This is a genomic window from Geodermatophilus sp. SYSU D00766, assembly GCF_054049915.1.
The window spans coordinates 284,853-300,096 of record NZ_JBJGYI010000002.1 but is presented as its reverse complement, the minus strand read 5'-3'; the positions used below and the strand labels follow the sequence as shown (position 1 = coordinate 300,096).

The window sequence follows — 15,244 nt, the reverse complement described above, 5'->3', positions numbered from 1 at the left end:
CCACTGTCGTGGAGACCCCGCCGGCGTCGCCACGGGCGGGGCACCTGTTCACGCAGCCGTAGCCGGGAGGTCACCGGTCAGACGCGGCTGCGGTCGGCCGCGCGCAGGCCGGTGACGCTGAGCGGGCCCACGGCCGCGCCGGCGCCGTCGGGCTCGGGGTGGCCGAGCTCGGTGAGCCAGCCGCGCAGCACGCGGTGCAGGTGCTCGGCGCCGACGATCTCGCCGGGCGGGGTCAGCTGCCGCGGGTGGGCGAGGAAGCCGCGCTGCTGCGGGCCGCCGAGCCCCCCGTGGGAGCCCACGTGCGGCTCGAAGGGGGAGGCCTCGTCGGTGTCGGGGTCGTAGCGGCTGTTGACCACCACGTCGGGGCAGTGCGGGAAGGCCGACACCCGCGCCACCAGCGCCGGCGCGTGCTCGCCGTAGGGGACCAGGGGGTCCTCGCCGATCACCACCCCGGTGTCGAGCCGGTGCAGGCCGTCGCGGCCGAGCACGACCGGCCCGTGCTCGTCGGAGTGCACCAGCGCGAACCCCACGCCGTCGTGGTCGACGAGGGCGGGCAGCAGGTCGGGCCAGTGCCGCTCGATCTCCTCCAGCGGCACCCGGCCGGGCAGGTCGGCGAAGGAGACGCCCGCGGTGTGACCGGAGACGACGACCACCACGCCGGGCGCCACCCGCGCCACCTGACCGGGGCGCCCCGACGGCGTCCGGTGCCGGTGCTCGGTGGCCCCGGCGCTCTCCACCCGCTCGCGCAGCCGCCGGGCGATCGGGCCCGGCCCCGACGCGGCCTCGGCCAGGGCCGAGGCGACCTGCCAGCCCTCCGCGGCGCGGCGGCTGTCACGCGGCTCGGGCCCGCGGTGGTCGGGCGCGGGGGACCCGCCGCAGTGCCGGCCCACGAACGCCTCGATCGTCTCGCCGAACCGCTGCGCGAAGGCCTCGCCCTGGGTCTGGCCGTGGTCGGACAGCAGCACCAGGTGGTAGTCCCGCGGGGCCAGCTGGCCGGCGCGGGCCAGCCGCCCGATCTGCTGGTCGATGCTGCGCAGCACCTCGAGGGTGTCGAAGCGCTCCACGCCGCTGTGGTGGGCGACCTCGTCGTAGCCGAGGAAGTCGGCGTAGACGACCGGCCGCCCGGCCAGCATGTCCTCGAGGATCGCGGCGACGACGACGTCGCGGGCGATGACCGTCGTCCCCGGCCGGGCCAGGGGGTAGATCCCGCCGCGGCTGACCCGGGGGCGGACGTCGGCGCGCCGCTGCCGGGCCGCGGCGGCCAGCTCCCGGTAGACGTCGACCAGCGAGACGCCGAGCGTGCGGACGGCGTTGACCGGGTTGGCGAAGTAGGCGTAGTAGCCCGCACCCACCCGCTCGCGGCGCCGTCCGGTCCGGCGCGTGGTGACCAGCGGCAGGGAGCTCATCGTCAGGCTGACGTGCGGCGCGTCGCCGCTGAACAGGTTCCCGCGGCTGGCGCCCCCGCCGGCCAGCAGCCCCCGCCCGTCGGAGTGGCGGCGCTCCACCTCGGCGGCGTCGGCCGGGTGCGAGACCTGCACGACGTGGTCGCGGTCCTTCCCGTAGTAGCGGAACCCGACGACGTCGTGGTTGGAGCCGTGCAGGATGCCGCAGACCGAGGCGCCGGTCTGCGAGCTCCAGTCGGTGTGCCAACTGGTCAGCGCGTGGCTGCCCGAGCGCAGCCAGGCGGCGAGGGTGGGCATCGACCCGTCGCGGACGGCGCGGCGGGCGGTGTCGGCGCCCAGGCCGTCGATCTGCAGGAACAGCACGCCCGGCGGGAGGGGAGCGGCCGCCCCGGCGGCGGTGGCACGGCGGCGGACGCGGCGGAAGAACAGCTCGTCCTCGTCGATGGCCAGCGCGCTGTTGACCACCGCGGTCACCGCGGCCATCGCGACGACGACCAGCACGCCGGTGCGCAGGTCGGCCACCCGCACCCCGGGGATCGCGAAGGAGACGGCCAGCACCGCCGCGCCCAGCAGCAGGAAGCTGCCCAGGCCCAGGGTGAACAGCGCCAGCGGCAGCGCGACGCGCATGACCAGCGGCCAGACCACCCCGGCGAGCACGCCGAGCAGCAGCGCGGTCAGCGGCGGCTGCCACCAGCTGCCCATCTCGAAGCCCTCGAGCCAGCGGTCGAGGGCGACGAGGGCGAGGGTGGTGAGCAGCCAGGTGAGCAGCACGCGGGCCGGCCCCCGGCCACGGCCCAGCACCCGGCCGCCGTCGCGTCCGGAGGAGCGGGTCACGAGGCGGGGCCGCACGGGGTGGCCGACGCGGGGGTGCCGTCGTCGGCGTCGTCCTCCGGGTCGCCGGCCGCGTGCCGACGACGCCGGGACTGCACGAGGTTGAGGACCGCGCCGACCAGCAGCACCAGCAGGGTGGCCACCAGCGTGGCGAGCAGCGGGTTGTCGAAGACGCCGCCGCTGGCCACGCCGATGAGCGCGTAGGCGACCGCCCACAGCGTGGCGGCGAGCAGCGAGGCCGGCAGCAGCCGCCGCCAGGGGTAGGTCAGTGCCCCGGCGGCGAGCAGTACCGGGATGCGCCCGGCCGGGAGCAGCCGCCCGGCGACGATGATCTGCCAGCCGTGCCGGCGGAACTGCTCGCGCACCTCCTCGATCCGGTCGGCGTGCTGGCCGCGGGCCACCCAGCGCACCGCGGCCGGCCCGCCGGAGCGGCAGACGGCGAAGGTGGCGACGTCGCCGATCCAGGCGCCCAGCGTGGCCAGCACGAGCACCAGCACGATGTCGAGCTGCCCGTCGCTGGTGGCGAGGGCCGCCGCGGCGCCGACGACGGCCCCGGTGGGGACGACCGGCACCAGCGAGCCGAGCAGGACGCCGCCGAAGACGACGGGGTAGCCGAGGGAGGAGCCGTCGGTCCAGCCGGACGCGACGGTGGTGGCGGCGCTCACGGCGTCCCCGCGGCGGTGGGCAGGACGACCGGGTCCCCCGGCTCGGTGACCGCGACGGTGGTGGGCAGCCCGCGGGCGGCCACCGCGGCGGCGAAGTGCCGGGGCGGCTCGACGAGCAGCCGGCGGTAGCGGCGGCCCAGCCCCGGCAGCGCCGTCGCGCCGGCCACGGCGAGGGTGCCCCAGTGCACCGGGACGGCGACCCGGGGGCGGACCCGGGCCACGGCCTCGGCGGCCCGGCGCGGATCGAGGTGCCCGGGACCGAGGGTGGGACCCCACCCCCACACCGGCACCAGGGCGACGTCGACGCCGCGGTCGCCGACGTCGCCCATCCCGGGGAACAGGTCGGTGTCACCGAGGGCGTAGACCGTGCTGCCCGCGCCCTCGACCAGGTGGCCGACCGCCTGCGTGTCGGGGCCGGCGGTCAGCCGCGGACCCCAGCGGTGGCCGCTGTGCCGCGCGGGGACGGCGGTGACCCGCAGGTCGTCGTGGGTCAGCGACTCCCCGGGCGCGAGCTCGTCGACCCAGCGCAGGCCCCGCGACCGCAGCCAGGCGCCCGCGCCCCGCGGCACGACCACGCGGACACCGTCGCCCAGCAGCCGCAGCGAGGGCAGGTGCAGGTGGTCGGCGTGCAGGTGGCTGACCAGCACGAGGTCGACCCCGGCCCACGCCGACGCCGGCGGGGTGGCCGCGACCCGGCGCAGCGGCCCGGCGCCGCGGGTGAGCAGCGGGTCGGTGAGGACCGTGCTGCCGGCCAGCTCCACGCGGACCGTCGAGTGGCCGAGGTAGTGCAGCACCGGGTCACCCACGCGGCCAGTATCGACCCAGCCGGCGACGGAACCGGAGCGTTTCCGCACGACGTCCCGGCGCGGGCCCGGCGTGCCGTTCCGGGTGCGGCCGGGACGGATGCGTTCCACCATGATCGCCATGACCTCAGCGGGGCACGTCCCGGGGTTGCCACGGACCGCGGACACGTCCGCTGAGCTGCGGCGCATGGCGCTGCACCTGGAGACCGCCGCGGTGCTGGAGCTGCGCGCCCAGCGCACCGCCGACCCGCGGCAGGTGGCCGTGCTGCGCCGTCGCGCCGAGCAGCGCCGCCAGGAGGCCGCCCGGCTGCGCGAGCGGCTGGCGGCGTGCGGCAGGGCGCTCCCGCCGCGTGACGCCCGGCCGCCGGCACCCACCGCACCCTGAGGTCGGCGCCCGTGGCCACCTGGGCGGACGTGCGGCGGCTGGCCCTCGCGCTGCCCGCCACCACCGAGGGCACCGCGTGGGGGTCGCCCGCGTGGCGGGTGCGCGACCGGCTGTTCGTCTGGGAGCGGCCGCTGCGCCGGGCCGACCTCGAGCACCTCGGCGACGCCGCACCCGCGGGCCCGGTGCTCGGTGCCGCGGTCGCCGACGAGGGCGTCAAACAGGCGCTGGTCGCCGACGACCCCGCCGTCTACCTGACCACGCCGCACTTCGACGGGTACGCCGCCGTCCTCGTCCGGCTCGACGCGATCGACGTCGGCGAGCTCGCCGAACTGGTCACCGAGGCCTGGCTGGTGAAGGCGCCGCGCCGGCTGGCCCGCGAGCACCTGGCCGGCGGGCACCCCGACCTCTGAGGGCCCGTGCACGTCCGCGGAAGTGCACGGCACCGACCGGACGGTGCCGTCCGGGACCGGCCGGTCCGTAGAACAGGCCGGATCCGGCCCGCAGTGGCACAGTGCACACCGTGAAGACCTGGCTCGACGCCTGGCCGGTGTTCCGGCAGCTGACCGGCCCCGATCCCCTCGGGCGGGGCGTGTCCGCGCGCAGCAGGGCGACGGAGAACGTGGTGAGCCGCACGGCCACCGCCGACCGCGTCGTGCAGAGCGTCTGCCCGTACTGCGCCGTGGGCTGCGGCCAGCGGATCTTCGTGAAGGACGAGCGGATCGTCCAGATCGAGGGCGACCCGGACTCGCCGATCAGCCGCGGCCGGCTCTGCCCGAAGGGCAGCGCCAGCAAGTCGCTGGTCACCAGCCCGACCCGGGTCACCAAGGTCCGCTACCGCCGTCCGTACGGCACCGAGTGGGAGGACCTCGACCTCGACACGGCGATGCACATGATCGCCGACCGCGTCCTGGAGGCCCGGCGCAAGGGCTGGCAGGACGAGAACGACGGCAGGCGCGTCAACCGCACCATGGGGATAGCGAGCCTCGGAGGGGCGACCCTCGACAACGAGGAGAACTACCTCATGAAGAAGCTGTACAGCGCCCTGGGCGCGATCCAGATCGAGAACCAGGCGCGCATATAGCACTCCGCCACGGTGCCCGGTCTGGGTGCCTCGTTCGGTCGTGGCGGTGCCACGAACTCCCAGGAAGACCTCGCGAACTCCGACTGCATCGTCATCGAGGGTTCCAACATGGCCGAGTGCCACCCGGTGGGCTTCCAGTGGGTGGCGGAGGCCAAGGCGCGCGGCGCCAAGGTGATCCACGTCGACCCGCGGTTCACCCGGACCAGCGCGATCGCCGACCTCCACGTGCCGCTGCGCATCGGCACCGACATCGCCTTCCTCGGCGGCCTGGTCAACCACGTCCTCCAGAACGACCTCTACTTCAAGGAGTACGTGGTCGCCTACACCAACGCCGCGGCGCTGGTGAGCGAGGACTTCCTCGACACCGAGGACCTCGGCGGCCTGTTCTCCGGCTTCGACCCGGAGAACAACACCTACGACGAGTCCAGCTGGGCCTACGAGCCGGAGGAGCCCCCGCACTCCGGCTCCGACGACCCAGCCGCGGCCGCCGCGCAGGACGAGCTCGAGGACCACCCGCAGATCAGGAAGACCGACAAGGCCCAGGCGGCCGGCAGCGGCGGCCCGCCGATCGCGGCCAAGCCGCGGCGCGACGAGACGCTGCAGCACCCGCGCACGGTCTTCCAGGTCCTCAAGCGGCACTTCGCCCGCTACACCCCGGAGGTCGTGGCCGACGTCTGCGGCATCGAGCCGGAGGTGTTCCTGCAGGTCGCCCGGTGGGTGACCGAGAACAGCAACCGCGAGCGGACGACGGCGTGGGTCTACTCGGTGGGCTGGACGCAGCACAGCGTCGGCGCGCAGTACATCCGCACCTGCTCGATCCTGCAGACGCTGCTGGGCAACATCGGCCGTCCCGGCGGCGGCATCCTGGCGCTGCGCGGGCACGCCAGCATCCAGGGGTCCACCGACGTCCCGACGCTGTACAACCTGCTGCCGGGCTACCTGCCGATGCCGCACGCGATGCAGCACGCGTCGCTCGACGACTACTGCGCCGACGCGGCCGGCAAGGGCGGGTTCTGGGGCAACAAGCGGGCCTACACCGTCAGCCTGCTCAAGGCGTGGTGGGGTGACGCCGCGACGCCGGAGAACGACTTCTGCTTCGACCACATCCCCAAGATCGACGCCGACCACAGCTCCTACCGGACGATCAAGGACATGATCGAGGGGAAGGTCTCCGGCTACTTCCTGGTCGGCGAGAACCCAACGGTCGGGCACCCCAACGGCCGGATGAACCGGTTCGGCCTGGCCAACCTCGACTGGCTGGTCGTGCGCGACCTGCAGCTGATCGAGTCGGCGACCTTCTGGCACGAGTCCCCGGAGATCGAGACGGGGGAGCTGGCACCCGAGACGATCGCCACCGAGGTCTTCTTCATCCCCGCGGCGTCGCACGCGGAGAAGGAGGGCACCTTCACCCAGACCCAGCGGCTGCTGCAGTGGCGGCACAAGGCGGTCGACCCGCCGGGCGACGCCACCAGCGACCTGTGGTTCTACTTCCACCTCGGCCGGATCCTGCGGGAGCGGCTGGCCGGTTCGACCGACCCGCGCGACCGCCCGCTGCTCGACCTCACCTGGGACTACCCGACGCACGGCCCCGACGCCGAGCCCAGCGCCGAGGCGGTGCTGCGGGAGATCAACGGCGTCGGCCCCGACGGGCGTGCCGTGTCCGGCTACCTGGAGCTCAAGGACGACGGCTCGACGACGTGCGGCTGCTGGATCTACTCCGGCGTCTACGCCGACGAGGTCAACCAGTCCGCCCGGCGCAAGCCCGGCCGTGAGCAGGGCCAGGTCGCCTCCGAGTGGGGCTGGGCCTGGCCGTACAACCGGCGGGTCCTCTACAACCGCGCGTCGGCCGATCCCGACGGCAAGCCGTGGAGCGAGCGCAAGAAGTACGTCTGGTGGGACGAGGAGGCCGGCCGCTGGACCGGCGTCGACACCCCGGACTTCGAGGCCACCAAGCGGCCGGACTACGTGCCCCCCGAGGGGGCCCGGGCGCAGGACGCGATCGGCGGCGCCGACCCGTTCATCATGCAGGGGGACGGCAAGGCCTGGCTGTACGCGCCCGCGGGTGTGGTCGACGGGCCGCTGCCGACGCACTACGAGCCGGCGGAGTCCGTCGTCGAGAACGTCCTGTACAAGCAGCAGGCGAACCCGACGATCGAGCACATCGAGGGGCCGTGGAACCGGGAGAACCCCTCCCTCAGTCCGGTCTTCCCCTTCCAGGTGACCACCTACCGGCTCACCGAGCACCACACCGCCGGCGGGATGAGCCGCACGCTGCCCTACCTGTCCGAGCTCCAGCCGGAGTTCTTCGTCGAGGTGAGCCCGGAGCTCGCCGCGCTGCGCGGGCTGGTCAACGGGGAGTACGCCACGCTGGTCAGCACCCGGACGGCGATCGAGGCCAAGGTGCTGGTCACCGAGCGGATGCGGCCGATCCGGCTGGCCACCGGCCAGGTCGTGCACCAGATAGGGATGCCCTACCACTGGTCCTACAGCGGCATCTCGACCGGCGACTCGGCCAACGACCTGCTCGGCATCGTGCTCGACCCGAACACCCACATCCAGGAGGACAAGGTCAGCACCGCCGACATCGTCCCGGGGCGGCGCCCGCGCGGCCCCGAGCTGATCGACTTCGTGGAGGGCTACCGGCGCCGCGCGGGCGTGGCGTCCGGGCGGGTCGGGGTCAACGGCCGCGACCCGGTCGCCGCCGAGGCCGGCGAGGGGTCCCAGCTGTGAGGAGGCCGGCATGACCGTGATCAGCTCGGCGAGTGCGGCCTTCACCGGGCGCGACCCGGAGAACCGGCTCTACGGGCCGGTGCCGGACGTGACCGGCCAGGCCGGCTACGACGGCGACCACCCGGCGCGGGTGGGCTTCTTCACCGACACCTCGGTGTGCATCGGCTGCAAGGCCTGCGAGGTGGCGTGCAAGGAGTGGAACACCCTGCCGATGGACGACTCGCACGGGGTGCGCGACGTCATCGGGCTGTCCGGGATGTCCTACGACAACACCGGGCAGCTCGGGGCCAACTCCTGGCGGCACGTGGCGTTCGTCGAGCAGTCCCGCACCGTCGACCTGCCGATGCCCACGTTCGGCCGCCCGGGGGACGACCGGCGGGGCAGCGGTCCCTCGGTCGCCGAGGGGCAGAACGACGAGAGCCTGGCGCGGGCGCAGCAGTCGAGCGTGCTCAACGCCGAGGCGCTCTCGGAGTTCGACCCGCAGACCGGGCAGAGCGGCACCGACAGGCAGATCCGGTGGCTGATGAGCTCCGACGTCTGCAAGCACTGCACGCACGCCGGCTGCCTGGACGTCTGCCCGACCGGGGCGCTGTTCCGCACCGAGTTCGGCACCGTCGTCGTGCAGGGCGACATCTGCAACGGCTGCGGCTACTGCGTCATCGGGTGCCCGTACGGGGTCATCCAGACCCGCGAGGGCGACGGCCGGGCCTTCAAGTGCACGATGTGCTACGACCGGCTCACCGACGGGCTGCAGCCGGCCTGCGCGACCGCGTGCCCGACCCAGTCGATCCAGTTCGGCAACCTCGACGAGCTGCAGGCCCGCGCCGACGCCCGGCTGGAGACGCTGAAGGCGCAGGGCGTCGAGACCGCCCGGCTCTACGGCAGGGACGAGGACGACGGTGTCGGCGGCAACGGCGCGTTCTTCCTGCTGCTCGACGAGCCGGAGGTCTACGGCCTGCCGCCGGACCCGGTGGTCACCACCCGCGACCTGCCGGCGATGTGGCGCGCGGCGGCGGCCGGCGCGGCGATGATCGCCGGCGTCGTGCTCTCGTCCTTCGTCGGACGGCGTCCCCGGTGACGGAGGGGCTGGCGACACCCGGTGCGGGCTGGCGGCGGGCCGACGGCCCGACGGCGGAGGCCCGCGGCAAGCGGCGGCGCAGGGGCGGGCGGCGCGGCGGCGGCGGCGGCGAGGTCCCGATGGTGGAGGACGCCACCTTCACCTCCTACTACGGCCGCCCGATCATCAAGCAGCCGGTGTGGAAGTCACCCGACGTCCCGCTGTACCTGTTCCTCGGCGGGATGGCGGGGTCGTCGTCGATCCTGGCGGCGGTGGCCGACGTGACCGGGCGGCCGGTGCTGACCCGGGTGGGCCGGTACACCGCCGGCGGCGGGGCGCTGGCCTCGGTGGTCTTCCTCATCCACGACCTGGGGCGGCCCGAGCGGTTCCTGCACATGCTGCGGGTGCTCAAGCCGACGTCGCCGCTGTCGGTGGGCTCCTACATCCTCGCCCCGTTCAGCGGCGCGGCGGCGGCGACGGCGGCGGTGGAGCTGCTGGGCTGGTTCCCGCGGCTCAAGCGCTTCGGCGGCGTGGTGTCGGCACTGTTCGGCGGCCCGCTGGCCACCTACACCGGTGTGCTGCTGGCCAACACCGCGGTGCCCGCGTGGCACGCTCCGCACCGGCAGCTGCCGTTCGTCTTCGGCGGCTCGGCGATGGCGGCCGGCGGCGGCGTGACGATGGTCTTCACGCCGGTGGCCGAGGCAGCGCCGTCCCGGCGGACCGCGGTGGCCGGCGCGGCGATCGAGCTCGCCGTGATGCACCGGGTGGAGAGCGACCACGGGATCGAGAGCGAGCCGTACCACGTCGGGCGGGCCGGGACGCTGCTGCGGGCGGCGAAGGCGTGCACGGCGGCGGGGGCGGGGCTCACCGTGCTCGCCGGGCGCTCGCGGCCCGGCGCGGTGGTGTCGGGGCTGCTGCTGGCCGCCGGCTCGCTGCTCACCCGCTTCGGCGTCTTCGAGGCCGGCCTGGCCAGCGCGAGGGACCCGAAGTACACCGTCGTCCCGCAGCGCGAGCGGATGGCGGCCCGGGCGGCTCAGAACGGGCACGCCTCCACCGTCTCCCGCTGACGAGGTGCCCGTGTAGCGCTGTCGGCACCTCTGGGCCTCACACGGGGGAGGGCAGGGCGTCCGCGTCGGCCGGGACGTGGGCCGCGATGCGGCCCAGGTCGGTGGCGATCGAGGCGAGGTCGAGGTCCTCGAGGTAGACCGATGGGGCGATCAGCGACAGGGCGGCGGTGACCTCGCCGTGCCGGTCGCGGACGGGCACGGCGATCGAGGTGACCTCGCCCCGGACGCCGCCGGCGACGACGTCGCGACCGGCCTCGCGGACCCGTGCCAGCCGGAGGGCGAGCAGGGCCCGGTTGCGCACCGCGTGCGGGGCTCGCTGCAGACCGGTCAGCCGGCGTTCGAGCACGCCGGGCTCCAGCCAGGCGAGGAGGACGTGCAGCGGCGCCTCGGTCCCCGGCAGGAGGAGCGTGCAGTCGACCTGCGGGACGACGAGCGGCTGCGGGGGCGGATCGTGTCGCAGCCGGCACTGCAGCGTGTCGCCGGACCACGCGAACAGGATCACCGTCCCGCCGGTGGCCGCGGCGAGCAGCCGCAGCTCCTCGCCGACGTCGTCGGCCGGCGGTTCGGCCACGCGGTTGTCCTCGAACTGCACGCTGCCGCTCACGTCGGCCCCCGTTCCCCGTGTACGCGTGAGCAGCGACGCTATGCACGTCGCCACCAGGCCGCAACGGGTGCCCGACCGGTGACGACGGGTCGGCTGAGCGTCGCTACCCGTCCGCATCCACAGGACCGCAGGTCGTGTGCCCGCTGTGAGAGAGCAGCGTCCCCCGTTCGGGCGTAATGCCTCGCGAGACGCTCAGGCACTCCCTGCGAGCCGCCGACAGCCAGGACGTGCCATCGCTGGTTGGTGAACGGGTGAACGCGGTGAGAAGGTCCTCGGGTGGTCCTCGTCGACCCGTTCGGGGCTTGTTCGTGCTCGGCCTCGCGTCCCTCCTGTTGGGTCAGTGTCTTACGGTGACGTCCTCCGCTGCAGCGCCCTCCTCCTCGGGAACGGGGATCGGCCCCTTCCTGGCGCGGCCCCTGCCAGGTGCGCGATGGGCGCTCACCTTTGACGAAGAGTTTCAGTCAGGGGATGCGGCCGGGGTGCTCGCTGAGAAGCGCTGGCACTTCGGCTGGTACGGCGACGGGTACCTCACGCACCCGGTGAACAGCAGCGAGACCGCGCTGTACGACCGGAGCCTCCTAGCGGTCCATGACGGCGTCGCACGATTCTCCGTCCGTCCCAACACCGAGGGCCGGACCGACAGCGGTCGGACTGAACCGCAGCTGGGTGCCGTCATCAACACCGACCCGGGGCAGGCCCACGTCGGCTTCAGCATCGGCTACGGCTTCGTTGAGGCGCGGCTGCAGCAACCCGCCGGCAGTGCGGCTGAGGCGCTTTGGCCCGGCTTCTGGCTCAACGGATACGACTGGCCCGCCAACATGGAGATCGACGTCGTAGAAGGTGACGGCACTGACAGTGGATGCTCCTTCAACATCCACTACGGACCCGTCGGGACGGACGTCACCAACCTCAACGGCATCGATCGCACACGAACCGTCCCGGGCGCCACGAGCGGGATGCACGTCTATGGCGCGGACATCCGGCCCCACGGCGTCACCTTCTACTACGACGGCAGGCCCGTGTACACCTACTCCGGGCCGGTTCCGGATGCCGAGCGCTACCTCGTCATCGGTCTCAGCACCGGCGGGACCGTGACCCAGGAACGCACGATGCTGGTGGACTGGGTGCGCGCCTGGCGCCGTTCCGCGGATGGCTCCCGCTGACTCGACAGAGGGGATGCGGCCATCCCCTGGGGTGAACTCCCTGGTCAGTGCTGCATGCTTGTCGACACTGACCCAAGATGACGGAATGCCACCCGCACCGGCCCTGATCCGTCTCGCACTGTCGGCTCCTGACGCGCCTCGTTGCGTGGATCCATGAACGACCTCCGCTTCACCATCGTCATCCCGACGCATGACCGTCGTGACGTGCTGCTGGAGAGCATGAAGGCGCTGTCGGCCACGCGGCGGCCGTGGCCCTGCGAGTTGGTCGTCGTCGACGACGGCTCGAGCGACGGCAGTCATCAGGCCGCCCGGAGCCTGTCGATGAGTCTCCCGACGACGGTCGTCCGGCAAGAGAATCGGGGGGCCGGTGCGGCGCGAAACCGCGGCGCAACCGTGGCGCGGGGTCGCTGGCTGCTGTTCCTCGACGATGACATGTCCGCCGCCGAGGACCTGCTCATCGCGCTCGATGCGGCACTCGGCGCCGGCGCCGACGCCGTCGTGGGACACATCCCCGTCCACGGTGACGTTTGTCGGACCCTCCTCGTGCGAGGACTCGAGCGCTGGGTCGAGAAGAGACATGCACGACTGGTGCGCTCCGGTGGTCGGTTGGGGCTGTCGGACATGCTCACCGGGCAACTGGCGGTCCGCAAGGACGTCTTCGACGCGTCCGGTGGCTTCGACGAGTCCTTCAACGAGGGCGGCACCTTCGGTGCGGAGGACACTGACTTCCTGTATCGACTCCTCGAGTCGGGAGCAGACGTTCGATACGCACCCGATGCCGTGTCCCATCAGCGCTACACCGTCTCCCCGGCCCAGTACCTCAGGCAGTGGCGGCAGGGCGGCCGGGCCGATGCGGCGTTGGTCCGCAAGCACCCAGATGTCCTTGCGCACATCGTCGCAGCTCATCGAGGTCACAGCCTCAGCGGACGGGCGCTGCGAGCGCTCGCCCGCCGGCAGTCCGGGCCCGCGGAGCACGCTGTGGCTCGGCGGCTCCTGAGACGGGTCGAGGCCGGTGCCGTCGACCGGCCGACACAGTGGGCCTTCACGAGGCTCCGGGACGCTCACTACTGGCGAGGTGCCGAGGAGGCCGGTGGCCTCCTGGACCCCGTGGGCCCGACGGTGCTGACCTACCACGCGGTCACCGATCTCCACGACGAGGTCATCGGGCGCTGGTGCGTGACGCCCGAGCGGTTCGAGCAACACGTGCGCGCCCTGGACGCCGCCGGCGTCCACTGGATCGGCGTCGATGACCTGCTTGCTCACCTCGACGGCCGGCCTGTGTTGCCCCGCTCCGTCCTGCTCACCTTCGACGACGCCTACGCCGGCCTCTGGGACACCGTCGTCCCGGTTCTCCGAGACGCCGGCATCCCGGCCTTGGTCCTCCCGGTGACCGGCTACGTCGGCGGGACGAACGAGTGGGACGTGGCTCGAGGCGCCTCCGCGCTTCCCCTGCTCTCCACCGACCAACTCCGGTCGATGGCTCGAACGGGCTGGGATGTCGGGGTGCACACCCGCACCCACCCGCACCTCGTCCGCGTGGGCCGCGCCAGCCTCGCGGACGAACTCGCCGGAGCGCTCGAGGACCTCCGGGCGACCGGCCTCTCCGTGGTCCCGGTGGTGGCCTACCCCTATGGCGAGCACGACGTCCGCGTGCGGGCGGCGGCCCGCCGTGCCGGCTACGTGATGGGGCTCGGGCTCGACGGCGCCTACGTGAGGCGCAGTAGGCGGCGGCTCGCCGTGCCCAGGTTGGAGGTGACCCGGGAGACGACCGCCGAGGAGCTCGTCAGGTGGGTACGCGGACCTCGGGGTCGGTCGTGGCAGTGGATCGAGCGGGAGGCGCGCTGGGCGGTGCGCACCGGCCTCGCCGCCTTCGGACGGGGACCCGGGGGGCGCTCGTGAGCGCCGGACCACCGTCTCGAGTTGCGGGACACGCCGCTGATCCCGTGAATCGGACGGATGACGTGCAGGTCGAACGGAACGGCGTCGGGACGATGACCTTCTGGCGGTGGGTCTTCCAGGACTGGCGGGTCAACCACAGGTACCCCGACTCCCAGATCATCCTCGTGTGCTTTCGCTTCGCTCAGTGGTCGTACCGGCACTGGGGCCGACCGGGGCTGGCGCTGAGCCTGGCTTACCGGCTCCTCACCTCGCTCTTCTTCGGGGTGGAGCTGCCCTACCAAGCCGAGGTCGGCCCACGGCTGCGCATCTTCCACCCGCACAGCATCGTGCTGAACCCCGGCGTCCGGCTCGGGGCCGACTGCCTCCTGAGGCAGAGCGTGACCATCGGGAACGCGGTGCGCCGGGACGGTAGCGAGAAGGGCGTCGCCAGTGCCGGTGACGGTGTCGAGTTCGGAGCCGGCTGTGTCGTCGTGGGGGACGTCCACGTCGGGGATGGGGCCCGCATCGGAGCCCTCACGGTCGTGCTGGAGGACGTCCCGCCCCGCGGCGTGGTGGTCGGGAACCCGGGACGACTCGTCCGCGTCGACGCCGCGGTGTCATGAGTTCACCGGTGAACGGAGCGGACGTCGGAGGCGGGGTCACCCGGGCACGCGGTGGTCGACCGGCCGTCAGTGTCCTGCTGCCGGTCCGAAACGGCGCTGACACCATCGCCCGGGCGGTGACCTCGACCCTGCGTGCACTCCCGGCGGAAGGCGTGGTGCTCGTCCACGACGACGGCAGCACGGACGCCACGCCGGCCGTCCTCGCCGGGATCGGGGACCCGCGCCTCCAGGTCGTGCGTAGCAACCCGGCTCGCGGGGTCGCTCGCGGCCTGAACCTATTGCTGGAGCGGGTGGCGACCCCCCTGGTCGCACGGATGGACGCCGACGACGTCTGCCTGCCCTGGCGCTTCCGAGCTCAGCTCGCCACGCTGCGCCGCGGTGCGGACGTGGTCTGGTCCACCGTCGTCGGCATCGGAGACGTGCCCGGCGGAGTGCGGCCCGCACCCCCGCTGCCGATCTCCGCAGCAGCGATGCCACTGCACATGCTGCTGTCCAACCCCGTGGCGCACTCGACGATGGTGGCGCGCACCTCGGTGCTCACCGCAGCCGGCGGCTACCGAGCGGTCGCGGCCGAGGACTACGAGCTGTGGCTCCGACTGTGCAGTCAGGGTGCCCGGTGTGTGCGGGTCGGACTCCCGACCCTGCTGTACCGCTTCCACGCCGGGCAGGTCACGGCCTCATCCGCCTGGACTGTCCGGGCGTGGTCGGACCCCGTGCTGCGGGACTCCTACTCGGCCTTGGCTCGATCGGTCCTCGGGCTCGAACCGACCTGGTTCGCCGACCTCCCTGCTGCGGCGGAGCGGGGGGCCGGTGCGCTCGACCGACTCCGCGTCCTCGCCGACGCGGTCGAGTGCCGGGCTGCCGTGCTTCCCCCGCTGCAACGCGTAGCCGTGCAGCGCAAGGTCGCCGTGCTCCGCAGGTCGGTTGCAGCCGGGGCCTGAGGCCCGACTCCCT

The 15,244-nt window shown here is 73.4% G+C and carries 11 protein-coding genes and 2 pseudogenes; 9 read left to right on the top strand and 4 right to left on the bottom strand.

Features of this window, described 5'->3' with window-relative positions:
- Positions 1-77: 77 nt before the first annotated feature.
- Genes ACI8AD_RS03365 through ACI8AD_RS03355 form a run of 3 tightly spaced genes read right to left on the bottom strand, consistent with a single transcriptional unit; the run spans position 78 to position 3,705 of the window.
- A complete protein-coding gene (locus ACI8AD_RS03365; protein ID WP_456869136.1) occupies positions 78-2,237 on the bottom strand; it encodes a phage holin family protein in 2,160 nt (719 codons plus the stop codon).
- Positions 2,234-2,899 (bottom strand): DedA family protein, encoded by a 666-nt coding sequence (locus tag ACI8AD_RS03360; protein ID WP_456869135.1) that lies wholly within the window; start codon positions 2,897-2,899, stop codon positions 2,234-2,236. Before ACI8AD_RS03360 ends, ACI8AD_RS03365 begins: the two co-directional genes overlap by 4 nt.
- Entirely contained in the window at positions 2,896-3,705 is an 810-nt protein-coding gene (locus ACI8AD_RS03355; protein ID WP_456869134.1) for an MBL fold metallo-hydrolase, read from the bottom strand. Before ACI8AD_RS03355 ends, ACI8AD_RS03360 begins: the two co-directional genes overlap by 4 nt.
- A gap of 118 nt (positions 3,706-3,823) precedes the next feature.
- On the opposite strand from ACI8AD_RS03355, the gene ACI8AD_RS03350 reads away from it, so the two are divergent.
- From ACI8AD_RS03350 to nrfD, 5 genes and pseudogenes are all read left to right on the top strand, one after another.
- On the top strand, positions 3,824-4,087 hold the full coding sequence (locus ACI8AD_RS03350; RefSeq protein ID WP_456869133.1) for a hypothetical protein: 264 nt from the start codon (positions 3,824-3,826) through the stop codon (positions 4,085-4,087).
- An 11-nt stretch (positions 4,088-4,098) separates the two neighbouring features.
- Positions 4,099-4,497 carry an MmcQ/YjbR family DNA-binding protein gene (locus tag ACI8AD_RS03345; protein WP_456869132.1) on the top strand — a complete coding sequence of 133 codons (399 nt, stop codon included), beginning with the start codon at positions 4,099-4,101 and terminating at the stop codon, positions 4,495-4,497.
- A gap of 110 nt (positions 4,498-4,607) precedes the next feature.
- Positions 4,608-7,898, top strand: a pseudogene (gene fdh / locus ACI8AD_RS03340) (formate dehydrogenase).
- A gap of 10 nt (positions 7,899-7,908) precedes the next feature.
- Entirely contained in the window at positions 7,909-8,976 is a 1,068-nt protein-coding gene (locus ACI8AD_RS03335) for a 4Fe-4S dicluster domain-containing protein (RefSeq protein ID WP_456869131.1), read from the top strand.
- Positions 8,973-10,022: an NrfD/PsrC family molybdoenzyme membrane anchor subunit gene (gene nrfD, locus ACI8AD_RS03330; RefSeq protein WP_456869130.1), complete on the top strand. Its 1,050-nt coding sequence runs from the start codon at positions 8,973-8,975 to the stop codon at positions 10,020-10,022. Before ACI8AD_RS03335 ends, nrfD begins: the two co-directional genes overlap by 4 nt.
- 37 nt (positions 10,023-10,059) lie before the next feature.
- Here the strand turns inward: nrfD and ACI8AD_RS03325 are convergent, their stop codons facing one another.
- Positions 10,060-10,626: an IclR family transcriptional regulator domain-containing protein gene (locus ACI8AD_RS03325; protein ID WP_456869129.1), complete on the bottom strand. Its 567-nt coding sequence runs from the start codon at positions 10,624-10,626 to the stop codon at positions 10,060-10,062.
- 479 nt (positions 10,627-11,105) lie between these two features.
- Between ACI8AD_RS03325 and ACI8AD_RS03320 the strand changes: the two genes are divergently transcribed.
- The 4 genes and pseudogenes from ACI8AD_RS03320 (at position 11,106) to ACI8AD_RS03305 (ending at position 15,231) form a co-directional block, all read left to right on the top strand.
- A complete protein-coding gene (locus ACI8AD_RS03320) occupies positions 11,106-11,789 on the top strand; it encodes a glycoside hydrolase family 16 protein (protein WP_456869128.1) in 684 nt (227 codons plus the stop codon).
- A 153-nt stretch (positions 11,790-11,942) separates the two neighbouring features.
- Positions 11,943-13,688, top strand: coding sequence for a glycosyltransferase (locus tag ACI8AD_RS03315; protein ID WP_456869127.1), 1,746 nt, complete (start codon positions 11,943-11,945; stop codon positions 13,686-13,688).
- Between the two features lie 485 nt (positions 13,689-14,173).
- Positions 14,174-14,269: pseudogene (locus ACI8AD_RS03310) on the top strand (acetyltransferase); the annotation flags it as partial.
- Between the two features lie 17 nt (positions 14,270-14,286).
- Entirely contained in the window at positions 14,287-15,231 is a 945-nt protein-coding gene (locus tag ACI8AD_RS03305; protein WP_456869126.1) for a glycosyltransferase family 2 protein, read from the top strand.
- Positions 15,232-15,244: the final 13 nt, after the last annotated feature.